Genomic DNA, 23,555 nt, shown 5'->3' with positions numbered 1-23,555 from the left:
GCTTCCACTTCGGTTTTTTTTACGATTTACTCGCAGGCCATATTTTGAGGCATGTAGTGATTGCCCTCACCGCACATCGCTTTTCTAAACAGATTGCGAACTGGTGGAGCGAATGACAGTTCATGGATCGTCATCTCGCCTGCCCCGACTTTCGCTAGTTGAGCTAGCATGTCAGCTTGTTTGAAGTCGCTGTATTTTTCGATGAACTTTCTATCGATCTCTTTCAGATTCAAAACCACCTTCGTGAATGGAATCTTCATCGCTTTGTATTCTTCGTCATAGTCACCATCGAACGGTTTAAGTTCTTGCATCAACTCACGATCGTTCAAAACCGTTTTCGCAGTCATAATGCTCGTTAGTTTAAGTTCATTGCGAAGACGACCATACAAATGGATACGACCAGGCAAAAGATCATGGAAGCCTCTGATCGCGGCTTGCTCCATATTATTTGGCATTTCTTTCAAAGCAGTTTCAGGAAACTTTTCTTGCAACGCACGTTCATAGAACTCACGGATCATGTCGTGGAATACGATCACAGTGTGTTTTCTAGCTTCCAAAGGCTTCATACCTTCAGACATTAGTTTCGTGTAGTGATTCACAAGCTTCATCGCCACAGTGTAAACTGCCGCATTTTCTGAATTCTTAGGATTGCCACCTAGGTACCATCTGCGACCATTTTCATATTCGAAAATAGTGCTTAGATCCAAACGACCATTTTCAACGTTCATTTCTTTTTTATGATCCCAAGAAAAAACGTCATGAGACATCAAGCCAATAACGCCAACGTCTTGAACGTTGTACGAAGCCATCGCTTGAGTACAGAAAAGAGAAGATAAAAGCAGCAAAACCGCAAGTTTTAATGAACGCATTTGATTCCTCCAGGAGAGGAGGAAGTCATGTCACAGACCTCTGAAAATGACAAATACAGGCCTAAAATTTATCAATGAGCTTTCAACTGAGCGTACGATTACTACGTCGCACCTCGTAATGCTTAGGCAGCGCGCCTGATCGTAGTCTTGCCGAATCTCACCCAGCGAAGAAATTCATTTAGGTCTGCTGAACTACGATTAAATGAATTACTCCATAGCTTTTCGTCATACAAACAGTAGAACCTCGATTTCGCCCTAGTTACAGACACATTTAGACGTTTGGCGTTTGATAGGAATCTAAGCGCTTCTTGGCTATCACCGACACCGCCAAATGATAGAAATATTGCTTCACGCTCTTGACCTTGGAATCTCTCCACAGTGTCCACAAGAATCTTAGAAACAGCATCAACACCAATCTTTCCCTGCAAAGTCGAGCTGATCAATCCGGCTTGCACTCTATATGGACATATAATGCCTATCTTAGAGAGATCCGCACCGCTCCTACTCAGCCTCTCGACCTTCTGAGCAATATACTCTGCTTCCGAAACAGACGAGCCTGAAACCCCACCATTAAAACTCTTAGCAACAACAAATCCGTCAGTATATAAGGCCGAGCTATCCTTAAAGTAGTCATACTCAGCGTTCGAAGCATCAGGCACTAACTTACCCCTATAAAACTTTTCCGAAGACCACCCCTGAATCTCCCGGCGCATTCTGTACTGAGTTTCCAACATAGGCGTGCTGCTATTAACTACGAATGAAAAGATATTGTCGTGTGATAGATAGTTGTGCTCCGTCGCAAGAACCGGTGGTAGTTGATGCTGATCACCAACTAACACAACCCTTTTTGCAAGACGAGTGATATAAGGCCAGAAATACATTGGTACTTGCCCTGCTTCATCGACAATTAGTAAATCGAATTTTGGCACTGACGCACTAAAAGCCATTTTATGAAGTGTCGCTGCAACCAGCTGAGCATCTTCAATTTCGTCACCGAAACCTTTTGCTAAAAATCCAATATCGGAAGCTTTAGCGCCATAGAGGTCCTTACGGATACGATCTGAATTACCTACTCGGCACCATTCATACTCCATACCACCGCCTACTGCTCTGCTTAGCAAATTATCTACAGCAGCATTAGTAAAGGACGTCAGGCAAACTCTCATTTCTGAATCTAATGCTAAAGCAATAATCGCTTTAAGCAGTTGAGTTTTACCCGTCCCCGGGGGGCCTTGAACAGCACCGCTCAAATTATTTTCCATTAGATACTGAACAGATTTTTTTTGCGTAGAATTAAGCTTCTCAAATAATTCACAGAAATTTCTCGATGAGTCGTTTAGAGAATACTGGCCCGTCCCAAGTATCTCGTGGTTTGATTCCGAAAAGTCTTTAATTCGACGCCTCAGAGCATGGCCAAGCATAACTGATGAGCTCTGAAATAAAAAAACTTCCTTTGTGCCATCATAATCAAAAGGCTTACCGTCTATGATCACCTCAATGCGACCAGGCGATGGATATCGAACTGATGCAACAGTCCAACCCTCAGATAAAAGCCGGGACGAATCCTCTCCGACTTTGGCGACACGCAAATCGACTCTGTCTCCAGCTCTGAATCGAGAATAGCTGATATCGCCGGTTAGCACCCACTGTGTAAGTGATCTTGTTTCACGTAAAGATAGCGGTCCAAGAGCCCGCGCACTATCAATTATGGAACTTAATGCTGCTCCGGCCTCATCACTGTGCCGCCAGTATTCTATTCGATTCTCTTCTTGTATCATCTTGAGAAGATCATTCAGAGGAACGTCAGGATATTTTCTCATACTAAATTCATCGGAATTTACATAAATAGCATTAGAATTATCAGCGATTGACGGGCTGTTACTGTCTCATATATAAACAAGGGATATTTACTGGAGGCAACTTGAAGACATTTCTTATATTTTCCGCTTTGATCCCGCTACTTATCAGCTGCGCTTCAAAGAAGTATGATTCTGACTTTTCGTCCGAATATAAATCGCGTCCAACATTATCTCTTTCATTAACTACTGGATCTGAGCCTCTCACCGAGGCAGCCATTCACAAATTGCTTTCGTCGAAAGTTTCACTCCCAAAGAAAATACAACTGGCTATCGTTCGTATAACAGACTCCAAGGATGCGCTCGCGTTTCAAACAATCGACAAAGAAATCGGCGAAAAGTTCTATGACAAATCTAATTGGGGTCCAAGAGTAAGATCAGTAGTGCCAGTCCCTCAAGTCGTCGTCGCCACCCCTGTTACCTTATCTGGCCTCCGCCAGACATCTGCTCTTTTGCAGGCAGACGCCCTTTTAATCATCAAGCCGGTCTCGTATAGCGACTGGAAGTTTAAATGGTTTGCAGAAGATAAAGCGAAAGCAATCACATCCCTAGAAGTGCTATTATTGGATACACGTACCGGAGTTATTCCTTACACAGCTATAGTTACAGAAACTGCTGAAATCGAAGACAGTAAAGAGGACTATAGTAAATCGGAGCTTACCGCGAGAGCTCAAAAAGCCAGCGAAAACAAAGCTCTAATGCAAATTGGCCCCGGAGTTAAACAGTTCATTGCTGAAGTTCTGTAACGTGTCAGCAATAGCGCGACAGGTCTGCTAGCGATACAATCGCTAGCATGCAGACAATTGATAAACAACTGATCGAACGTTTCTTTAGATATTTGGCCGTAAGCTCTCAGAGCAATGATGAGGTTGCGGCTCTTCCCAGCACTCCCGGACAACAAAAATTGGCGGAGATGCTGGCAGAGGAACTTAAAGCCCTCGGCCTTCAGAATATCCAAATCGACAATCATGCGACGGTCACCGCCGTTAAACCTGGAACTAAAAAAGGTGGACCACGCATCGGCTTTATCACTCATATCGATACGGTCGACGTGGGACTTAGCCCGCACATTCATCCCCAAATTCTAAAGTTCACAGGCGAAGATGTTTGCTTAAATAAAAAAGAAAACATCTGGCTTAAAGTTTCTGAACATCCAGAAATTCTGCCTTACAAAAATCAGGATATCATCTTCAGTGACGGAACAAGCGTGCTGGGCGCCGATAACAAATCCGCAGTCACCGTTGTTATGACCTTGCTAGCAAATCTAAGAGACGACCAAGAGTATGGCGATATCGTAGTCGCTTTCGTTCCCGATGAAGAAATCGGCCTACTAGGCGCCAAGGCCTTGGATCTTGCAAGATTCGATGTGGACTTCGCCTACACAATTGACTGCTGTGATCTTGGCGAAGTGGTTTACGAAAACTTCAATGCGGCAACAGCCGATATGACCTTCACCGGAGTGACCGCTCACCCTATGTCGGCAAAAGGTGTCTTAGTAAATCCAATCCTAATGGCGCAAGACTTTATCAGCCACTTTGATCGCAACGAGACTCCAGAAAATACGGCGGGTCGTGAGGGCTACATCTGGTTCAACGGAATGACAGCGACTCAACAAGAGGCAAAACTCACAGCTTCTATTCGTGATTTTGATTTGCAAAGTTTTGCAGAAAGAAAAAAGAAAATCGAAGCTGCCACACAAGCCATCGCTGCCAAATATCCGACAGCTAAGATCTCAACAAAAATCACCGACACCTACAGCAACATCAGCAGTGCCATCGGCAAAGACCGCCGCGCCATTGATTTGATTTTTGCTGGAATGAAAGAGATCGGTGTCGAACCCAAAGTGATCCCAATGCGCGGAGGAACTGATGGTGCCGCCCTCTCTGCGAAAGGAATTTTGACACCCAACTATTTCACGGGTGCCTTGAACTTCCACTCGAAATACGAGTTTCTCCCCGTCAGCTCCTTCATAAAATCCTACGAACTAACTGAAAAAATCTGCCTACTCGCCGCCCAGAAATAAAAAAAGGGTCTCCGAAGAGACCCTTTTCCAATTCTAAATTTTGAATTTAAAAACTACAGCATTGAAGCGACTGCGTCTTTTTCTTCAGTCAACTCTTTCAATGTGTTGTTCATTTTCTCGCGAGAGAAAGCGTCGATCTCAAGACCTTTAACGATCTCGTATTCGCCGTTTTTGCAAGTTACAGGGAAACCGTACATGATACCTTCTGGGATGTCGTATGAACCGTCAGAAGGGATACCCATAGTAACCCACTCACCATTCGTTCCCAACCACCAGTCGTGGATGTGATCAACTGCTGCAGAAGCCGCAGAAGCTGCAGAAGACAAACCGCGTGCTTCGATGATCGCAGCGCCACGTTTACCTACTACAGGAATGAAAGTGTCTTTGTTCCAAGTGTCACCTTCAGCAGTACCAAGTTTTAGCAACTCAGGAACTTTAGCACCGTCAGCAGTTGCGAAACGAACGTCTGGGTACATAGTTGGGCTGTGGTTACCCCAAACTGCAACTTTTTTGAAAGAAGCAACTGGTTTACCAGTTTTAGTAGCTAGTTGAGACAACGCGCGGTTGTGATCCAAACGAAGCATTGCTGTGAAGTTTTTCGCTTTTACGCGGTTGTGCTTCATTGCAGATTTCATCGCGATGTAAGCGTTCGTGTTTGCTGGGTTACCAACAACCAAAACTTTTACATTTGGATTAGCATGTTTACCGATAGCATCACCTTGAACTGTGAAGATCTGACCGTTTGCAGTCAAAAGATCTTTACGCTCCATACCTGGACCACGAGGACGTGCACCAACAAGAAGAGCGATATCAGCATCTTTGAATGCAACAGCTGGATCACCAGTAGCGATCATAGAGTGCAATAGAGGGAACGCGCAGTCATCAAGCTCCATCATCACGCCTTTAAGCGCCTTTTGAGCTTTTTCGTCTGGGATCTCTAGAAGTTGAAGAATAACGGGTTGATCTGCTCCCAACATCGCACCACTTGCGATACGGAACAGAAGAGCATAACCGATTTGGCCGGCAGCGCCGGTAACAGCAACACGTACAGGAGCTTTCATAAGCTTGAATCCTTTCAAAGTTTATCCATTTGAACTAACCACCAAGAATTTATACCCCTCCCCCAACCCTGTCACGGTCCTGAATGTCTAAACTGGTCATGCTATGGCGCATTATTATGATCAAAGACAAACTCAGCCACACCGTTTCCAAGAGCACATCCCTCAGAGTCAGGAATGATCCCCGAACACAAACTACTTTCCCCTCAGAGGGAAAGTGCCACTTTTAGTGACAGTTTCCTTGGTAATTTCGTCGAAATGTTCATCACAGTGAGGAAGTTTAAATATCGAGAATTCTTTCACTATTTTATTTCCCCTTACTTCAAAATACCCGTTTGAGTATTTTTTCGCCTTGAATGCCGCCAAGTTATACCGTTCCCCTCTGAAGGGGTGCCAATTCTGTCGACAAAAAAGGAAATCTTAAATGCAAAATTCACTTAATGGCTCCGCGGAAATCCACCGAATAGTAGTTCGAGATGAACACGCTAAAGAAAATCGGACCTTATCAAATTATCAAACGTATCGCTGAAGGCGGTATGGCAGAAGTCTATTTGGGCAAAACCGTAGCCCGCTTGGGCGTGAGCAAGTTAGTAGCTATCAAGACAACTCTTCAAAGCGAAAACCCTGATCAATTGCGCGAGATGTTCTTTAACGAGATTCGTCTGTGCGCAAACTTGAATCATCAGAACATTGTTAAGATCCACGACTTTGGCGAATTCGAAAACCGTGGCTACATGGCTATGGAGTATGTGAACGGCGTGACTCTACGCGAGTTGATGAGTTACCTGCACTTCCGCAACGAGCGCTTAAGCTCTTCCTTTATTCTTTATATTATTCATCAGGTGTCATTAGCATTGGCCTATGCCTATCAATCGGTCGACCCACAAACAGGTCACCCGTTGAAGCTCATCCATCGTGATATCAGTCCGCACAACATCTTACTGTCCTTTGAAGGTGAAGTTAAACTCATCGACTTCGGGATTGCGACGGCTCCTCAAAGTAAAGATATGGACACCGCAGGTAAAGTTCGCGGAAAAGTTGCCTATATGAGTCCCGAACAAGTTCAGGGCAAAGAGCTTGATAGCCGAACCGATATCTTTTCATTGGGCGTGGTGCTTTGGGAGCTCTTAAGTAATGAGCGCTTCTTTGCTGGAACCACTGTCGAAGAAGTTAAAAATTCCATTCTCTCCTACAATATCAATCAAGTTAGTAACGTTAAAATCGCCGGACGCGCTGATGAGCTGTTGGGAATCCTGCCTATCATGCTTCATCAACAAACCGACAAACGAGCCGGAGACGCCAACGAACTTGCCCGCCTGCTAGGAACAGTCTTGTCGTCACTCCATCCAGATTTTTCTGCGTTGGCGCTAGCAGATTATTTAAAAGATATTTTTTCTACTGTTTACATGAACAACCTTGAACAGATTCGCGAATCTGCACGCGAGGATGAAAAAACGATCGCCACTGCCATCGCGGGAGCACAGCTCATCGAAGACACTGGTGACCTTGATGAGTTCGAAACGAAAATTATGGAGGGTTCTTACCACCGAGGTATTTCGTTAGAAAAGCTCGCACCTCCAGCTCCTCCCGAAGTGCGCTCATTACTTACTACGGTGCACGACACTTGGGGTTCAGTGATGGCGCCAAGAGTTCCCGCTAAAATAACTGTTATTCCGTTTTATCAATTCCCAAAAATGCGCAAGGCCCCGGTCAAACAAAGACCACCTCTTGCGTTAATGGCGATTTTTGCAATTTCATTTGTGATGGTCGTTGCGAGTGGAATTTCGATGACGAAGCTCAAATTTGGCCAAAAGCAGTCTCAACTCGTTGCTGCGGCTGAAGTTCCTGAAGTAACTCCGGCGATGATTCAAGAGCTGCGGCTGAGTGTACAACAGCAACCAGCGAATCCTGAACCCGTTGAACCTGCGATCACTGCACCTTCCAAAAAAACGACTGCTGCAAATCGCAAAGCACCTACAAAAGGTCGCAATATCGCATCTGTTAAAAACGGCAAAACGGTCGCAACTGGCAAAGTCGTCCCAGGAAAAAAAGGCGCTCTGAATCTTGAGCACTTTAAGTACGGCGCCCCTTATCCATCAGGCGCTAAATGCCTATCCAACTGCCCAATTAAAATCGGCGCGCAAGCAGACTAATTAAGTATTGATTTTTCTTTTACGACGAAACTTGATACGGAAAAATTACTCGAGCTTTTGGTTCCAAATTACCTCTGTATTTTGGAACATCCTGAAGTGATTCAACAACAGATTACATTCAAAAAATTTCGTTTCCCAATGATTGTCAGGGAAATTTCCATTTTGCTTATATAGTCATTTATCTCGAACTAAAAAGCATTAGAGCTATCACTGCACTTAACTTCGTCACATGTATACTGTTTGTACTTGTCCCCTAATGAGAACTAGAAAAAATGGGCTATAAATAGAATCTTGCTCGCCCGATACTTAATTTATGAGAAAACAAATAAAAATTCCATTTCAATCTCTTACTAAAAATTCCATCTTCTTAATCCTGCCAGTATTTATTATCAGCTGTAACTCTGGTGATAATTTCCAAGGAAGTGATGTAGAAGATAACTCAATGTCCTTTGCATCCGAATACGCTGAACTAAGTAGCGGAAGAAGTGCAAACAGATCGCGTTGGGTAAGACCTAAGCCGACAGTAACTCCTAAACCGACGGCAACACCTAAACCAACTGTAACTCCATCGCCGTCTCCGACACCTAAGCCGACGGCCTCACCGTCACCGTCTCCAACTGTGACGCCTCCTCCTGCAACATCGACGTCAATCACGGCCGCGCAAGTCGTGGCAGCGCAGACAGCGACCAGTCACGAAGCCGTCATTCCCGACATCCGCTATGAATGGCAGCGGTACCCGGTGATTATCATGCAGTCGCCAGCTAAAGCTGATATTCCGAGCTGGTTCCCTTACACCAAACCCGCTTATTGCACTCTTATAAATTCATGGATGCAAGTTTTTGAGGCTGACGGAAATAAGGCTACAAACAGCCGAGTTCAATACCGTAACTTGAAGGTCTACACACTTTCGCAAGCTACAAGAAAATGGACTTTACTGAAAAACGATGCAGCTCCTCCATATACAGACACATGGAAGTATCCTTTTGATTTCGCCGCTGATGGCGGGGATCGAAAAGAGTCCACAGGAGGAGTTTCATTTAAACCCGACTATCCAAAATTTGGACATGGATATGGATCTCAAACAATTTTGAGTAATCCGGCCGATATTCGTGCGGTATTTGTCTCGATGGACACGCGCCTTATTTTAGACAATCCTAATGGTGTTGATGATCGCGATTCAGCCAAACTTTTAACGAATGTCGGTGCCGACTACTGGCCAGACAAAGCATCTATTAATACATCGTGGAGTTATGCTCCGGGCGTAGGTCAGGGCCGCTTCATTCTGGCAACGAAAGACTGGCGCAAAGCAACTATGATCGTACCGAATGGAAGATTTGGAGCGACGATGCAAGAGATGATCACCAACCCGCCTCCACTCGATTAATTTTTCAAATTAAAGCGGAGACTCTAGGGTCTCTGCTTTCTCAAGCTAATTAAGTATTGAGTTTTCTTTTACGACGAACTTGATATGGAATCAGGAATAAAACTAATCCTGAGACTAAAAGGAAAAGAACTCCCAAGAAGCTTGGGAAGAATAATCCAAACTGCACATACTTTCCAAAGAACGCACCTTCATGCAACTCTACCAACAAAGATGTCATTGGCTGTTCGGTACTAAGAATATCGCCCGTCTGCGCATTCATAAGGATTTGCATTTTGCCCTTAGCAGGACGAATACGGATCTCCCCTTTTCCAATACGCATATCCAAGCGAGAAATATCCGCAATCGACTGAATACCTGATCCAGGTACAGCCGCTGCCTTTTCAACAATTTGATCTAATGAAAGAGCCAAGCCTTTTTCAAGCTTCACGCTCGTCGGTTGAATCAACGGATTAAAACTGCGAGTCGCCAAAATAATTCCGGTGATCAAAGTAATTAAAAAAGGAAGTGCCGTCGCCACTGATATCCAGCGGTGCCATTTTCTCATGAATTTCTGCATGCCCCTTCTTAAGGGAGGTTCCTTATGATGAAAAGGAACCATACTGAAGACCCGCCAGTTGAGAATCAATTGATTATAAAATAAGAACTCACCTCAGATCACACCGACAAGTTTCAAAAATCGGACTTTTCCAGAAGCTAGGATTTGATCCTTCTTAAATTCAGGATTTCCACTCTTCAGAATCACTTTAATACGATTTGAGAATGGCATCCGGCGTGCTCATACAGGCTTCCGAATAAATAGACAGGAGCCTGTATGAAGCTATTGAAACTCTTACCAGCTATATTTTTCGTATTCCAATATGTTCCCGCTCAGGCGGCTAAAGCCACAGAACACTTCGAGCTAATGGACATGTCAGATCCATCCTCTATCAGACAGGTAGATGGCCTTTTCGTCTCACGCGCTGATGAAAATTCTGTTCAACAAGGCATTCGCCTCTACTCCTTAGCAATGGAAGCTTGGAACCCGTCTCTCAAAAATACGAATACGCGCCTTCAGATTATGGCTCACGTGAAAAGCCAAGGCGTCATAAATGGTCTAATTGCCCCGGCGATGTCATTAATCGATCACGCCATGCAAACAAATGATTTCCAGTTCGCCGCGAAGCTTGCCGCGATGATTAAACACATCTCTCCTGCTTTACACCGCTCCATCGAAAATAAATGGGTTTTGCAAGATACGACAACGTCGTTTAAAGATCTTGCTGTAAAATCAGACCCCCAGATCGCCGACATCTTCTCTAGCCTCTTGGGCTCGAGTTTCAATGCCTACGCAAATGGTGAAAAATCCTTTGAGCAATTCGTTGTAAAAAATGACATCGACCTCAAAAAGCTAAATCTAACTGCTCAAGACCTTTTGAAGATAGCTGTCGAAAAAGGTCCCAGCAAAAACGCCTACTCCGCCGAGCTAACCTTTCAATGCTTAACAAAATCAACACCACTTCCCGAATCAAAGTCGAACTTTGAAGTGATTACAAACACGGTACTTAAGATCACACCGGACTCTTCACTTGCAAAGTGCATGGAAAAAACAAATCCCACTTTTCAGTCCAACCAATCCCTTGAGTCGCCCGTAAACCAAACTAGTTGGGTATCGAGTACTGACTGTGAAGAGAATGCCAAAGCAAAGAAAGAAGTCTCCGGAAGATTACGTGAAAAAATGGCAAATGAACTATCCCGCACCGGTGATGTCAATTGGGCCTGCGTTTTTGATTGCGGTACAGCGACTGCGATATTTGTGTCTGGCGCAGCTACATTCGGCGCAGAGATCGGAACTATTGCTGGACCATACGGAACTATTGCAGGCGGAGTTACTTTGGGTGGGTTCGCAATTGTGGCCGGGATCCGTCAATGTCCAGCGGTTAACTCATGCAGCGGCAAAAAAATTGAAGACGAATTGGTTATCTCTCAGATCAAAGAGTCGCAAAAAAGAACTGAGCTTCTAAACCTACAGATTGAACAAGAAAAGCGTAACCAAGAACGCAAGCGAAAAGAAACTGAAAACCTGGCCAAAGAAAAAGCACTTAATGATTTGGACATAGATGAAACAAAGATTATCCATGGTGTAGATTCATGCTCGACCAACACTTGCGATTTTTCGAGTACTGTTGAGACAGACATTTCCTTCAAGTCTTTCCAAATGAAACTTGAAAGGGAAGAACTCAAGAGAAAACGCATCGAAGCTTATTACCAAGCAAAACAGAAAGTTATTGAAACAAATCCGAATAGTGTTCAAAGTTTAATAGCAACGGACGATGCAGCTTTAAAGAGCTGCTTAAAAGACCAGTGGGTTAAAGAATATGACAGCAATAGTTCTAGGCAATTGCTCCAACAATCACCAGCGGAGAAAGCTGCAAACAAAAAGAATCAACTTAAACGTAATCTTGAGAGCATTACAAATCAAAATCCTTGGGATAAAAAATCTTTGATGAATAACGGAGGTCACTAATGGAATCGAGAAATTCAATGAAAAAACTTACTGTTATAGTTCTTCAATTCGCTTTAATACTTTGCCCTGTACTTGTCGACTTTATCGGAAAGAGTGCTATTTATCTGGGAGTAGGATTATTTGTGACAGTTGCATTGACGGATTTTTTATCCAAACGCTCTAGTTTTTTCGAAATGCCCAATATCTATTTGCGTATCTCTCCCCTATCTCTACTTGGTGTAGTATGGGTAGCATCAGCTCTACAAATTGCTGGAGCAAAAGATACCGTATTTGTTGTATATAACCTTATTGTGCTACTAATGCTTTCATCGGTATCTCTAAGAAAGACATCTGAGAAAGAGGCTACTTATAGAGAATCAGAGATATTTTCGACCATGAAACTTACTGGTATGATTATCACGATTATCGCGTTGCTCATTCAGATTGTTCGCCTAAAGTTCAACACCTAACAATACTCCCAATGGAATGGTTCATCCCCATTCCATTGGGAACGCTTTCCATCTCAATTTGAGATACCCTTCCTCGTAAGTTCGGCAAAATACGGCGCCCTGATCGCGACGTAAACATCACCTTATTGGTGATATACCCTTTAAATAGAATTGGAGTCGGTCTTGGGTTTGCAGTTCTATGGGGTATGAAAGCTTTAAACTTGGCCATTATCATAGTGTTAACGACTTCCTACTCTTATGGGGCTACGATCTTTGATCGCAATGATGCTCTGAACGTGGAGCTATCGGCAGATCTACAGCCCTTCTTTCAACAGGTTTTTGCCAACACCTCGGAAGCCAAACAGTTATCAACACCAGGGGTCTTCACTTTCCAAGATGAAAACCTTAGCTCGGTCTTACACATCCCTGTCGAAATAAAAGTACGTGGCAACACCAGTCTTGCCCTGGATGAGTGTTCTTTTCCTAAACTGAAAATGAAACCCTCCAAAGAGGCGGTCCCTAAAGGCAGCACCATCGCCGATAATAAAGAAATTAAAATCGCCACTCACTGTGGTGAAAACGATCTAGCAACTCGCACTCCCAAAAATCGCATCGCCAATCAAATCAGTCCGCTGCGAGAGTCCTATATCTACAAAATTTTTGAAATCACCGGGACACCTGCGCAAAAATCCCGATTGGTCATCATGAACTATAAAAATTTGGGACTACAACGTTATAACTTCTTACTTGAAGATGAAAAAATCGCAGCCAAACGCTTAAATGGAACAATTGCTAAGTGGGAAAATCCTTATGAAGATGGTCGCTGCATCCCAGGCGATGCCTGCACTATCCCTCAAAAAGTTTTTTTAAGTGCTAAAGAAATGAATGTGGATCTGAATCTTCTGGCACGCACATTTATCATGCAAGCGATGGTAGGCAATTACGACTGGGGCGTTCGCGTAGGTGAAGAAGATGCCTTTATGTCTCTTTGGAATACAGAAATGATCGAAGGCACTGGTGGCAAAAATATTATTCTGGCGACGGACTTTGACTTAGCAACTGCCGTTACGGGAAAATCTGAACTTGCCATACCCAGGGAGCTTCCTAATGGCAAGATCGCCCCTAAGGAACCCCTCGAGTTCAACATTGCATTAGTTAGATTGAATAATATCAAAAAGCTATTTGGTGAAAGCGTCTATGAGCAACAGCTTTCACATATCTGGGCAAAGGCTCCGGCAATTTCAGAACTGATCAAAACATCAAGCCTGGATGCTGAAGGCCGAAACCAGTTTAACTTACACATCAAAGAACTTTTCCGTGCAGCACAAGCCCTAAAAGCCAACACCTATGTCATTCCAGAAATTGAACCAACAGAAGGCGAATAAAAGGAGTCCGTTATGTCGCGATATATTTTGTCTACAGTGATTTTTCTTACAGCCTTTGCTTTCAGCTCGGCCCACGCAGCTGGAGATGAGATTGAGCTTTCCCTTTGTGGCGGCTCTCCCGAGAAGCTTGAGTTCATCGTCAAAAATGAAAGAACACTTCTGCGCTTTTTTAATACGGAGTCCGGTAAAGTCATCGTCACGAAACTTGAAGAAGATGTCTTGCACTCTGCAAACCTTGAAGGCGCACTTGCTGACGAGGTTTATGAATATATGGCACTTGAATACGGTGCGACGTTAACTCTTAGATATGGAATTTCCGCGGGTAACAAACAAACTGGCAAGCCCAGTCAGACATATATCGTTGTTGATAGCGACTTAGACGTGTTCCTTTTGCTTAAAGATGATAGCGGCCTCACAACACTGGGTAGCAAGCTTCAATGCAAAGAGGACGAAGAACGCAAGAAAGCCAGCCCGGGATACATCCGCGACGACCTCGGCTAGCACCGCCCCACAGCCCCTACGATTCCAATTCTTAGGAATCGGATTTTGGAAAAATCCGGACATCCGGACGTCAAATCGAATTAAACAGGGTTTCGCACCATAAAATCCATGGCACAGCCTTTGTTATAGGGATTCATCAACAACCTATAACAAAGGAACCCCAGATGAAAAAACTAGTAACAATGACCCTGATCGGAATGCAAACGGCAGCCCAAATCGCGAGCGCTGCTCCCGCTGAGGTTTATGACCGTTTAACTTATTACAACCCTACAAACTCCCCAGTTCTTCGCGACAACGTTAAAACTCGCGATACTTTGTGGGTGCTGCCTCCGAGTGAAGGCACTATCTCTGAACCGAAATATGACTTCTATGTTTCCCCAGCTGAATGCCAAGGTCACAATGAACGCCTGCAGGGCCTTTATGAGTACGAAAAATACACTCGTAAATTGATGCAGCAAATGGATCAAATCAAAGATTCATTGATTGCTACAGGTGCTGATCCCGAAGCCCACGAAAAAGCGGCCCGCACTTCAGCCATCCTTGAAGCCCAACTGGAAAAATACCAAGTGCGTGCAGATAAAATGCGTAAAGAATTTGCCGCAGAAGCCGGTGGAATCATTCGCGCTTACTATACAACTCCTTGGGAGGCCAATGTTAGCGCTATCGCAAACTCGAATCCCCAATTTAGAGATGTTAGAAAACTTGATGGAAAAAACATGATTATCAAAATGGACATCCCTGACATGGGAGCAGATAGCTCAACTCTTCCATTGATCCGTGATTTTTCCATCAACGGTATTAACCGTCGCGATTTAGCAAATAGCCCCACTGCAACAGCGGGCGGTTCGTTAGTAGCAGAAATTGCTGTTACCAAAGTGGCAGCTTGCTTTTTGAAGTTTCCAAATCTTTTTGGCAAAGACGATACTCCGAAATACACAGTCAGCACAGTGTATGACATCCCAAGATCCTTCAGCTTCCATGTAAAAGCTAAGATCAACTACTGGAATGTGTATAAGTACCTGAATGAAAAAGGCTCTAAAGGTGGTTTCTTCAGTTCTTCGTCATACAACAGAACACTAGAAGAAGACTGGGGCGGATCTGCATTCACGATCGACTGGCAATCAGAAGATCCAGAAAGCAAATTGACTGATGAACAACGTTTCAGAATGACGATGGAGATTAAGTCTTACCTTGCAGAAAACATTGCCAACATTATCGGACAAAAAATGGGTCTTAAAATTACTCAAGCCGATGCAGCAGGAGAAAACGGCGCCGCAGCAACAGCAAAAGCTCTGGAAAAAGTTCCGAATCCGAAAGCACAAATGGCCGCGTTGGCACTAAAAGCTTTGAATGCCATCTTCGGTTCTTCTTCTCAATCGACACAATACGAACAGCGCTTGAACAGAGTTGAAACATTTGAAATGAACTCAGACACAGCAAGATACGAAAAATACTCTACAGTTTATAAGTAATTTATATGAAAACACTTTTATTCCTACTAGCTACAGTATTCAGCACAGCCCACGCAGAGATCTTCGAAATGAAGATCTCTGCCCAAGAAGCCTGCGCAACGAACCAAAATACAGTAACTTTGAATCTGACGACTCAACTTCCTAGTTCTTTGCGTTTCCTTTTTGCAGAAAAAGCTGCGGCGACTCCTCAAGCACTTTTGATGGGGCCTGCTAAGAACCCAAATGACTCTTACGGGGCTGTTAACGACAACATTCAGTTAACTACAGCTGATACAAAAATCTATAGCTTGGTTAAAGGTGATGACATCAAGATTCTTATTCAAGCTTCCCGCGCTTTAGTGTGCGGGAATACGTCACAGATTCATATGGTCTACTCCCTTATGGGCAGCGATAAACGTGATTTGGGACATGCACAAATTTCGATTGTTAACGAGAACTTGAAAAAAAATGAACTGGTAGTGACTAATACGAACACTTTGATCAAAGAGATCAACAAAGCATACGCAAAAGATTTGGAATACTACCTGAGTGAAGATTTTCTTTGGAGCAAGAACTACGCTGATCTTACCTTAAGCAAATTCTTTTCTAGCATTGACGAAAAGTACATTCCTGAAGCAGGAGAGATTCCAAAGATTCTAACAAACCCTCTTTACCGCGTAGAATTGATTCAGGACTACATGCGCTTCAACTACGGCCCGGGGACTTACATAGAGTTTGAATCTTACATGTACCAGCCGCCTCCACCGTCAAAAGGAAAAAGTATTCATGGAGGCCCCATTTTAGATTTTGAGCTTCCGAAGCCGCCACCGCCTCCGTTTCCGAAATTACGAATAAAAGCTATTCACTTGAATACAGATAAATAAGGATTTTTATGAAAACACTCATTCTTGCTCTTTCAGTTCTAACTTCGACTCTTGCTAATGCAGCAACCGTTCACAACTTTATTAATGTGAAACAAAACCAAAACAAGTCACCTATCGAATGCGACAAACTTTTGGCGGCAAAAAAAGACTTTGAAGACATGTCTCCAAAGATTCAATCCTTAAGAGTCCGTGCAAATACAGCTTTTGCACAAAACGACAGAGAGCTTTACGTGAAGCTAAGTACGGAACTCAATACGATGCAAAAGAAAGAGCAGCAAAAAAAGCTTCTCTTGGATGGTTACAGAGCACAACCAGTGAATTTTGATTTTGAGGTTTCGCTTAACGGACTTGCCCGTTTTATGGCGGCAGAATCTGTATCGACTTTCAAAGATAACAATATCCTTTTTTACTATAACGATTTCGTGGTTCCAAACGTCATTCCTCAGGTGTCAGACATTCAATCTAATTCTAAAACGATCCAACTAAAGTACCTGCAACCTAACGAAGACGCCAAGAAGCCATCGACTGTCATTACATCCGGCAAGCTTACTTATGAAGATGACAGCGAGGCGGCTCGCTGGATCTACAAAGAAATTCCTCAAAAAATCGTGGGAAATTCTAACCTGGCAGAGTTTTGTGAAAATGTAGACCAAAACACGGGTGAGATTTTCTCTTTCAAATTAACTTACAAAATTCCCAATACAAACTCTCCCCTTGTCGTAAATATGCATTTGGGTTGGAACCTAACGCCTTCTGCGGAAATGCTTCAATACAATGAAGATGCAACGAAAGCGATGATCAAAGAAAGCATCGCTCCGTTGTTGTCAGAGGTATTCGGGGAAAGCGATTTATTTCAACTTGATGACAAGATCTTAGTACCATTCTCCAGAGGACAGTCGAGAGTAATTAAAACCATCGAATTACCACCCGAAGTGAAAATCCCGGGCGCTAAAAATAGACTTGTGGACTATCGCTACAACTCATCGGTGGAAAGTATCCGTGAAACTTTGACCAAAGCTAAACAGTTACTGAACCAAAATGATCCACTAAGCAACGCGATGGTTTTAGATCAAATGAACCGTTTGTCTTCAAAAACATACAGCAACGGTCAAATCGGCATTACGATTGCAAATGCGGGTAATGAAGTTGAGATGCTATTCGCCTCAGATGCCGCTGGTGTCTACTTGGAGAGAGTTTTGGCAAATAAGAAGGAAATATTCTTAACAAGAGACCATATGATACAAACTTCAGCTACAAGCCGTGTAAATATCAACTTGTGGAATCCACCTGTGAAACCAAAACCATCGATCACAGTAAAAAAAGAACCCACTGACTGGGAAAAAGTTAAAGACTGCTATATGCGTAACAAAAAAGACAAGTGCCAATAGTTTTAATCCAACTAGACGTAACGCCGAACCCATGTTGAAATCAATCACATGGGTGATTCGCGTGAGTATGACTACATCGTTATCGGCTCTGGCTTTGGTGGCAGCGTCTCCGCTTTAAGGTTAGCGGAGAAAGGTTACAAGGTCGCCGTCCTCGAGATGGGTCGACGTTGGACTCCGCAGAATCTCCCCCGCAGTAATTGGAATTTGAAATCCTGGCTGTGGCTGCCCTTCCTACGTTTCCGTGGATTTTTTTCGATGCGCTTTTTCCGCCATGTGGTTGTTCTGCATGGCAATGCCGTTGGCGGTGGTTCCATCACTTATGCCAACACGTTACTTGTACCCCCAGTATCTATTTGGAATCGAGGCAGCTGGGCTGGATTAAACGACTGGCAACAAGTCATGCCTGCACACTTCAAGACTGTTCAAAAGATGCTTGGAGTGACCACCAATAAATTTTTAGGCCCAGCAGATTTACGTTTAAAACAAATGGCTGATGCATTGGGAGTCGGCGAAAGCTTTTATCCGACTGAAGTGGGCGTCTTTTTCGGAAAAGAAAACGATCCCCCTGGCACTATCTACGAAGATCCCTATTTCGATGGCGAAGGTCCGCAAAGAAAGACCTGCATTGGCTGTGGCGGTTGCATGGTGGGTTGTCGCCATGGAGCCAAGAACACGTTGGATTTAAATTATCTGTACCTCGCACAGAAAAAAGGTGTCGAGATCTTTGCTGAAACCAAGGTGACTCAAGTCAAACCTTTGACAGGTGCCCTTGACGGATCGATGGGTTATGAGGTGACGAGCTCGCAAGGCGTTCAATTTAAAACTCGCGGAGTGATCTTTGCGGCGTCTTCACTCGGCACTCAAGAACTCCTCCTGCGATTGAAAGAAGACGGTTCATTGCCACGACTTTCAAATACTCTAGGCACACAAGTGCGCACTAACGCTGAATCCCTGATTGGCGTGCGATATCCTGGAACCAAAGATGACTACTCGACGGGTGTTGCCATCGGCTCGGGAGTTTATATTGACGAGCACACTCATATCGAAGCGACTCGCTACCCTGCGGGTTCTAATGCCCTTAGCCTTATCACGACTGTGATGACTGCCGGGAACCCCGGGATCTCTCGAATCATTCATTGGTTCATAACTTTATTTAAAATGTTATTGCTGCATCCTTGGCGCACGCTCCGCACTTTGATTCCCTATCGTTGGTCTCAAGAAGTGATCATTTTTCTGTGCATGCAAACCGTCGACGGCACATTAACAATGAAGTTAAAGCGTCCTTGGTATTGGCCTTTTATGAAAAAGCTAACAACGCACGGGCCGCGTATTCCGACATTTATTCCGGCCGCCAATAATTTTGCAGTCAAAGCAGCGGAGCTAACTGGTGGAACTCCTGCAACCTCACTAACAGAGATCTTTTTAAACATCCCTATGACCGCCCATTGCCTGGGGGGAGCGCCCATGGCAGCAACTCCAGATCAAGGCGTCGTCGATGGCAAGCAATGCGTATTCGGTTATAAAAACATGATGATCTGCGATGGGTCCGTGGTTTCTGGCAACCTGGGAGTGAACCCTAGCCTCACCATTGCTGCGCTGGCAGAACATGCCATGAGTTTCGTTAGCCAGGCGACTGAATCTCATTCTGAAACAGTACTAAAATCCTAATGCTTCTTTGAAAAAACACCGATTTATTCTGTGACTCTTCTGAAAGGCACAGAGACATGTTGAAGCTTATTGGTAAATCACTAGCAGTTGTCTTAATCATCGCATCCGTATTTTGCAGCGCTTATGCTGAAGACACCGAAGACATGAGTGCCGCTATCGAAAAAACTCAGAAAGACATCAGAAATACCACGACTCGCGCAGAGATGATCAAGTCGTCTCCTGAGGCAGCAAAGGCCGCCGAAAAAGTGAAAGCCCTCTCTGGTGGCTCGGCTAACGAAGCTGAGATGTATGACTTAGCAGCGGACGTTCTGACTAACATGAAGGGTATGTCCCAGGAGCAAATCTTAGAGATGATGCAAAAGGCTCAGAAAGATCCTGAAGCCTTTGTCAAAACCTGGAGCCCAGAGCAGCGTAAAAAACTAGAAAAGATTTCGGACAGAATCCCCGCTTCGAAAAATGCGAAGCACCCTTAAGCTCCCTTAGTTCACTAATTCGAAATCACTTAGTTTAAATGATTTATTATTGAACTCATCCTTGGGACCATAAAAGCGAATCGCAGGCAGCGGTCTTTTTCCCTCGGTCGGTATCCAGTTACTTTCAAACCCTTCTGGAGCCTTAGGCCCCACATACAACGTCACACTGCCATCAGCATTCTTCTTCATCTTTTCTAAATCATAAGAAGACAAAGTGGATCGTTCTGATTTGGAGTAAATAAATGAATTGGTGGCACGATCATAGACCGTCAATGCCCAGAATTGTTTCACTGGCATTACTTCCGGCAAAGTGACCTTATAGGTTTTCCCGGCCTTAAGCAGCTCTCCATTTTTATCACGTATCGCCATCATATAGGCCGTCGCCGGCGTACTGCTTGCCACCTTGGGCACATAAGTGCACCAAAAATACATGGCCGCTCGCAAATCGATAGAGATCTTATCATCTTGATCATAAGTGAATGTGTTCTGCTCATCTGGCTGCAATAACGAAGCATAGTGACGATCTGACCAATACATTCGGGATTGTGGGAGATTATCGATCTTCATTTGTAGATATGCCCATGCATCGATCGCCCCCTGGCGCATGGCACGTTTGGTTGTTTCATCCGGTTGAAAGGGCTTGCCCTTCTCTATACCCAGTGAAGCAAGCATCCCCATCATGATTTTATTTTCTGCCTGTGTAGGTTCATAAGTAAAAATGTCGTAAACATCTTTAAAGTAGCGCTCGTCATAAAACGGCAGAGTGGCATAGCGATCCTTGGCCGGATCCACAAAGCGCTGCTTGGGGGGTGAACCGGCCTGCGCTAAAGTATACATTTTCAGACGCTTTGAATACGCATAGGCATCCGCGGCGCTTTTACCTTTGGCCGGAACGGAACGAAAAGCAAAGGCAATGCGGTAGCTGGGGGATTTAACTTGGATATATCCCTTAGGAACAACTCCCTTATATCCTGGCGCCGTAAATAAGTACTTACCGCCCTTTCCCTTGTCCAATCCCGAAGGCCCCACATCGGCAATAGTCAGCTGCCAAGCATCCACCACTTGTCCATACAAACTGCCATCGGCACCCGCAGCAGGGATTTCAAGTACCGTCGGAGCTTTCTTTAAATCCGCAAATGCAGATATATAAGGCGTCGAGCTATTTGCCGTGATTGCCTCTAAGCGTGGTGTCGCTGGCATCGAGTAAGCAATGATATCATTGTCTTTAAGACCCAAATCCTCAAACGCAGCTGCACGAAAACGATAAATCGCGACCGCAGGCAAAGACCACAAAACTGTTTCGAAAGCTCGCTGATACTTTGCCTGATAATCGAGATCCACTTTGGAAACACTTGCACCGGCAGGAGGCTGACCACCCAATGGCTCCATCTGAGCAGATGCCGAGTCACACAAAATTAAGAGCGCGAATAAAGATACGATGAAATGAGACGATTTCATGGACTACTCCGACGTAAATTTTAAAAGCGGTCTAAAGGATTGTAGACGAAGGGTTTCCAGCATCAATTTGTATAAAACCACTTTTCAAAAGAGGTCGTTCTGCGATGTTCTTTTGTGACAACAACACCCTGCTGTTTATCGAAATCAACCGTCTGAGCAAAAAAGAGGCCGTATCATTCAATTTAAAACTTGCGACATCTCAACTCTCTAATAAACTTGAATTATGACAATGATTTACTTTCGTGAAACCAGGACAGTTCAGTAAATGAAAATGCTGTCATTCCTATCTTTATTTATCCTGACGCTTTCAGCGCAGGCAGAAACGAAGCTTGAGCTACGTGCGGCGATTCCTGCGGGCCTCGCTCCACCTCTTTTGATCGAACAAAAAGGAAAAGTGGATGGTCTTATCGTCGACTACGTCACTGCCTTAGCCGAAGCCATGGGGCGCACTGCAAACTTTAGTGTGGTGACTCGCTATCGACTCAACAGCTACATGCTGAAAGGGCAAATGGATGTCCTTTGCTATACAAGCAAGATCTGGGATGACGGAATTAAGAAATTAGATTTCTCCAAAGTTCTTTTTAATAAAAGAGAAGTTATTATTGGCCCATCACCAATGCCCAAAAAAGTGAGTGATCTGAAAGGTGAAACAATCGGAACGATGCTTCAGTACGTCTACCCGAAGCTCGACCCCTACTTTGCGTCTGGCAAAATTTTACGGGAAGACAATCTATCCGAAGAAGGTAACCTCAAGAAGTTGCTCAACGGCCGTATCCAGTACGTGGTTACAGATCAAATTTTTTTCGATTATTTCCGTCTAGAAAATCCCGGTATAGCTAAAAACCGCGAAGGACTTTATCTTACAGACTACCCCATTGTCTGCTCGATCAGCCGCAAAGGTCGATTGACGAAACCGGAAATAGACAAAGCCATCGATGACGTTAAAGCTTCCGGCAAGCTGAAGGCTTTATTTAAGAAATACGGCAGCACGTATACTGATTAACGCTGAAGGGACTCGAGCTCTTTTTGGACTTCTGCAATTTTCAACAACGCCCAGTCTATCGCTTTTATGTTTTCTGTTTGAATCTTTACTTGGTCTGAACCCGATACAAGATTATCAAGGTTGATTTCAACAGAGGAATATTTTGAATTGTCTCTGCCATCGCTTACAAATGTGGGCCTGCTTTTACCATCAATCACTGTTGGAAGTTTTGCCTGCATTTGTTGTTTTGCGAGCGTCAAGGCTTCATGGGACTTGAGAATAATATTATTCAGAATAGATTTGGAGTTCTCGATTGTGCCCTTACGGAAGGTCGCAAAATATTCCATATCTGCCGAGCTGTATCCCGAGTCTTTCAGATCTTGATTAATTTGCTTAATCTTTCCGGGATTCGTTAACTGCCTTAGGTCACGAATATAGGTATCAAGCTCATCCAAACGCATGAACGCTGCGTAAGCATCATCACTCTTTGCGCTGCCTCTGAAAGTGAATCTTGCCAGAGTCATTTCACCTCTGGAAATCTTAGCTGACTCGAAGGCATGCTTAAGTTCATGGCGAAGCGCTGTTGATACTCCGAGCTTCATATACGTGAAGGTTTCCGGTCCCACGTGAACCGTCTTGGTCTCCGGCTGATAGTGGGCCGCAGCACTTTGTCTGAGCTTATAGACCGGATCCAGCATCACTTTGATAGTTTCAGCTTTGTATGATGGCTTCGCTTCGACACCTTTTAAGAATCGCGAGATGCGCGAGCCACCGACCTCACCATGAAGATAGAACGCAGAGTATGGGTATGAGCCATACATTGTGCCCTTCTCTTCATAGCGAACGCCTGAAGCGTTTAGGTAGTCCCTTGTTAAATCGGTGATCTCGGTAATTTTCGATTGGATCTGCTCTCTGGTAAATGCAAAGCGGTTCGCATTGTAGCTATTCACGAAATCATTCGTGGTCTTATGCATGCTTTTAAGGGCTGCTACCTCAGTAAGTAGGAACACATGACCACACGACGGTGCTGCCACGGATTGTGAGGTCACGAGCATAACCACTGGCGACAAAATTGACAGTAGCCACTTTGA

Annotated in this window: 20 protein-coding genes; 14 read left to right on the top strand and 6 right to left on the bottom strand. The window is 44.3% G+C overall.

Going from position 1 to position 23,555, the window contains the following annotated elements; all coding sequences use genetic code 11:
* Positions 1-26: 26 nt before the first annotated feature.
* Together ACLVWP_RS06615 and ACLVWP_RS06610 are read right to left on the bottom strand one after the other, a co-directional pair.
* Positions 27-869 carry a hypothetical protein gene (locus ACLVWP_RS06615; RefSeq protein ID WP_413560807.1) on the bottom strand — a complete coding sequence of 281 codons (843 nt, stop codon included), beginning with the start codon at positions 867-869 and terminating at the stop codon, positions 27-29.
* A gap of 122 nt (positions 870-991) precedes the next feature.
* The gene (locus ACLVWP_RS06610) at positions 992-2,689 is read right to left on the bottom strand and encodes a DEAD/DEAH box helicase (RefSeq protein ID WP_413560806.1); all 1,698 of its coding nucleotides are present in this window, start codon (positions 2,687-2,689) and stop codon (positions 992-994) included.
* Positions 2,690-2,790: 101 nt separating this feature from the next.
* Here ACLVWP_RS06610 and ACLVWP_RS06605 point away from each other — a divergent pair, with 101 nt between their 5' ends.
* Together ACLVWP_RS06605 and pepT are read left to right on the top strand one after the other, a co-directional pair.
* The gene (locus ACLVWP_RS06605; RefSeq protein ID WP_413560804.1) at positions 2,791-3,471 is read left to right on the top strand and encodes a hypothetical protein; all 681 of its coding nucleotides are present in this window, start codon (positions 2,791-2,793) and stop codon (positions 3,469-3,471) included.
* Between the two features lie 47 nt (positions 3,472-3,518).
* Positions 3,519-4,748 (top strand): peptidase T, encoded by a 1,230-nt coding sequence (gene pepT / locus ACLVWP_RS06600; RefSeq protein WP_413560802.1) that lies wholly within the window; start codon positions 3,519-3,521, stop codon positions 4,746-4,748.
* Between the two features lie 53 nt (positions 4,749-4,801).
* Here the strand turns inward: pepT and ACLVWP_RS06595 are convergent, their stop codons facing one another.
* Positions 4,802-5,809, bottom strand: a complete 1,008-nt coding sequence (locus ACLVWP_RS06595; RefSeq protein WP_413560800.1) for a malate dehydrogenase — start codon at positions 5,807-5,809, stop codon at positions 4,802-4,804.
* A gap of 473 nt (positions 5,810-6,282) precedes the next feature.
* On the opposite strand from ACLVWP_RS06595, the gene ACLVWP_RS06590 reads away from it, so the two are divergent.
* Positions 6,283-7,959: a serine/threonine protein kinase gene (locus ACLVWP_RS06590; RefSeq protein WP_413560799.1), complete on the top strand. Its 1,677-nt coding sequence runs from the start codon at positions 6,283-6,285 to the stop codon at positions 7,957-7,959.
* 313 nt (positions 7,960-8,272) lie between these two features.
* Complete coding sequence (locus tag ACLVWP_RS06585) at positions 8,273-9,343, top strand: hypothetical protein (protein WP_413560798.1); 1,071 nt, start codon at positions 8,273-8,275, stop codon at positions 9,341-9,343.
* 49 nt (positions 9,344-9,392) lie between these two features.
* On the opposite strand, the gene ACLVWP_RS06580 is transcribed toward ACLVWP_RS06585, so the two are convergent.
* Positions 9,393-9,899: a PepSY domain-containing protein gene (locus tag ACLVWP_RS06580; protein ID WP_413560796.1), complete on the bottom strand. Its 507-nt coding sequence runs from the start codon at positions 9,897-9,899 to the stop codon at positions 9,393-9,395.
* A gap of 255 nt (positions 9,900-10,154) precedes the next feature.
* Between ACLVWP_RS06580 and ACLVWP_RS06575 the strand changes: the two genes are divergently transcribed.
* From ACLVWP_RS06575 to ACLVWP_RS06535, 9 genes are all read left to right on the top strand, one after another.
* Positions 10,155-11,846 (top strand): hypothetical protein, encoded by a 1,692-nt coding sequence (locus ACLVWP_RS06575; protein ID WP_413560795.1) that lies wholly within the window; start codon positions 10,155-10,157, stop codon positions 11,844-11,846.
* Positions 11,846-12,295 carry a hypothetical protein gene (locus ACLVWP_RS06570; RefSeq protein ID WP_413560794.1) on the top strand — a complete coding sequence of 150 codons (450 nt, stop codon included), beginning with the start codon at positions 11,846-11,848 and terminating at the stop codon, positions 12,293-12,295. The genes ACLVWP_RS06575 and ACLVWP_RS06570 overlap by 1 nt, the downstream gene beginning before the upstream one ends.
* Before the next feature lie 185 nt (positions 12,296-12,480).
* Complete coding sequence (locus tag ACLVWP_RS06565) at positions 12,481-13,659, top strand: hypothetical protein (protein ID WP_413560793.1); 1,179 nt, start codon at positions 12,481-12,483, stop codon at positions 13,657-13,659.
* 12 nt (positions 13,660-13,671) lie between these two features.
* Positions 13,672-14,160 carry a hypothetical protein gene (locus ACLVWP_RS06560; protein WP_413560792.1) on the top strand — a complete coding sequence of 163 codons (489 nt, stop codon included), beginning with the start codon at positions 13,672-13,674 and terminating at the stop codon, positions 14,158-14,160.
* 164 nt (positions 14,161-14,324) lie between these two features.
* A complete protein-coding gene (locus ACLVWP_RS06555; protein WP_413560790.1) occupies positions 14,325-15,632 on the top strand; it encodes a hypothetical protein in 1,308 nt (435 codons plus the stop codon).
* A gap of 5 nt (positions 15,633-15,637) precedes the next feature.
* Positions 15,638-16,495: a hypothetical protein gene (locus tag ACLVWP_RS06550; protein ID WP_413560789.1), complete on the top strand. Its 858-nt coding sequence runs from the start codon at positions 15,638-15,640 to the stop codon at positions 16,493-16,495.
* Positions 16,496-16,503: 8 nt separating this feature from the next.
* The gene (locus ACLVWP_RS06545) at positions 16,504-17,883 is read left to right on the top strand and encodes a hypothetical protein (protein ID WP_413560787.1); all 1,380 of its coding nucleotides are present in this window, start codon (positions 16,504-16,506) and stop codon (positions 17,881-17,883) included.
* Between the two features lie 48 nt (positions 17,884-17,931).
* Positions 17,932-19,551, top strand: a complete 1,620-nt coding sequence (locus ACLVWP_RS06540; RefSeq protein WP_413560785.1) for a GMC oxidoreductase — start codon at positions 17,932-17,934, stop codon at positions 19,549-19,551.
* Between the two features lie 56 nt (positions 19,552-19,607).
* On the top strand, positions 19,608-20,024 hold the full coding sequence (locus tag ACLVWP_RS06535) for a hypothetical protein (protein ID WP_413560784.1): 417 nt from the start codon (positions 19,608-19,610) through the stop codon (positions 20,022-20,024).
* Between the two features lie 6 nt (positions 20,025-20,030).
* On the opposite strand, the gene ACLVWP_RS06530 is transcribed toward ACLVWP_RS06535, so the two are convergent.
* Complete coding sequence (locus ACLVWP_RS06530) at positions 20,031-21,482, bottom strand: DUF1254 domain-containing protein (RefSeq protein WP_413560782.1); 1,452 nt, start codon at positions 21,480-21,482, stop codon at positions 20,031-20,033.
* Positions 21,483-21,747: 265 nt separating this feature from the next.
* Between ACLVWP_RS06530 and ACLVWP_RS06525 the strand changes: the two genes are divergently transcribed.
* Positions 21,748-22,485 carry a substrate-binding periplasmic protein gene (locus ACLVWP_RS06525; protein WP_413560781.1) on the top strand — a complete coding sequence of 246 codons (738 nt, stop codon included), beginning with the start codon at positions 21,748-21,750 and terminating at the stop codon, positions 22,483-22,485.
* On the opposite strand, the gene ACLVWP_RS06520 is transcribed toward ACLVWP_RS06525, so the two are convergent.
* On the bottom strand, positions 22,482-23,498 hold the full coding sequence (locus tag ACLVWP_RS06520) for a hypothetical protein (RefSeq protein ID WP_413560780.1): 1,017 nt from the start codon (positions 23,496-23,498) through the stop codon (positions 22,482-22,484). The two genes, ACLVWP_RS06525 and ACLVWP_RS06520, sit on opposite strands and share 4 nt — an antisense overlap.
* Positions 23,499-23,555: the final 57 nt, after the last annotated feature.

The organism is Bdellovibrio sp. HCB209 (genome assembly GCF_047306065.1).
Lineage (GTDB): Bacteria > Bdellovibrionota > Bdellovibrionia > Bdellovibrionales > Bdellovibrionaceae > Bdellovibrio.
Note: the sequence above shows the minus strand (reverse complement) of the source record. Positions and strands in the feature narration are given on the sequence as shown.

What these genes read in the sequence shown, in the direction of transcription:
- ACLVWP_RS06540 (WP_413560785.1), top strand. Translation starts at nt 17,932, where the DNA reads ATGGGTGATTCGCGTGAGTATGACTACATCGTTATCGGCTCTGGCTTT.
- ACLVWP_RS06535 (WP_413560784.1), top strand. Translation starts at nt 19,608, where the DNA reads ATGTTGAAGCTTATTGGTAAATCACTAGCAGTTGTCTTAATCATCGCA.
- ACLVWP_RS06565 (WP_413560793.1), top strand. Translation starts at nt 12,481, where the DNA reads ATGAAAGCTTTAAACTTGGCCATTATCATAGTGTTAACGACTTCCTAC.
- ACLVWP_RS06530 (WP_413560782.1), bottom strand. Translation starts at nt 21,482, where the DNA reads ATGAAATCGTCTCATTTCATCGTATCTTTATTCGCGCTCTTAATTTTG.
- ACLVWP_RS06615 (WP_413560807.1), bottom strand. Translation starts at nt 869, where the DNA reads ATGCGTTCATTAAAACTTGCGGTTTTGCTGCTTTTATCTTCTCTTTTC.
- ACLVWP_RS06585 (WP_413560798.1), top strand. Translation starts at nt 8,273, where the DNA reads ATGAGAAAACAAATAAAAATTCCATTTCAATCTCTTACTAAAAATTCC.
- ACLVWP_RS06525 (WP_413560781.1), top strand. Translation starts at nt 21,748, where the DNA reads ATGAAAATGCTGTCATTCCTATCTTTATTTATCCTGACGCTTTCAGCG.
- ACLVWP_RS06570 (WP_413560794.1), top strand. Translation starts at nt 11,846, where the DNA reads ATGGAATCGAGAAATTCAATGAAAAAACTTACTGTTATAGTTCTTCAA.
- ACLVWP_RS06555 (WP_413560790.1), top strand. Translation starts at nt 14,325, where the DNA reads ATGAAAAAACTAGTAACAATGACCCTGATCGGAATGCAAACGGCAGCC.
- pepT (WP_413560802.1), top strand. Translation starts at nt 3,519, where the DNA reads ATGCAGACAATTGATAAACAACTGATCGAACGTTTCTTTAGATATTTG.
- ACLVWP_RS06545 (WP_413560787.1), top strand. Translation starts at nt 16,504, where the DNA reads ATGAAAACACTCATTCTTGCTCTTTCAGTTCTAACTTCGACTCTTGCT.
- ACLVWP_RS06560 (WP_413560792.1), top strand. Translation starts at nt 13,672, where the DNA reads ATGTCGCGATATATTTTGTCTACAGTGATTTTTCTTACAGCCTTTGCT.
- ACLVWP_RS06610 (WP_413560806.1), bottom strand. Translation starts at nt 2,689, where the DNA reads ATGAGAAAATATCCTGACGTTCCTCTGAATGATCTTCTCAAGATGATA.
- ACLVWP_RS06550 (WP_413560789.1), top strand. Translation starts at nt 15,638, where the DNA reads ATGAAAACACTTTTATTCCTACTAGCTACAGTATTCAGCACAGCCCAC.
- ACLVWP_RS06590 (WP_413560799.1), top strand. Translation starts at nt 6,283, where the DNA reads ATGAACACGCTAAAGAAAATCGGACCTTATCAAATTATCAAACGTATC.
- ACLVWP_RS06580 (WP_413560796.1), bottom strand. Translation starts at nt 9,899, where the DNA reads ATGCAGAAATTCATGAGAAAATGGCACCGCTGGATATCAGTGGCGACG.
- ACLVWP_RS06595 (WP_413560800.1), bottom strand. Translation starts at nt 5,809, where the DNA reads ATGAAAGCTCCTGTACGTGTTGCTGTTACCGGCGCTGCCGGCCAAATC.
- ACLVWP_RS06575 (WP_413560795.1), top strand. Translation starts at nt 10,155, where the DNA reads ATGAAGCTATTGAAACTCTTACCAGCTATATTTTTCGTATTCCAATAT.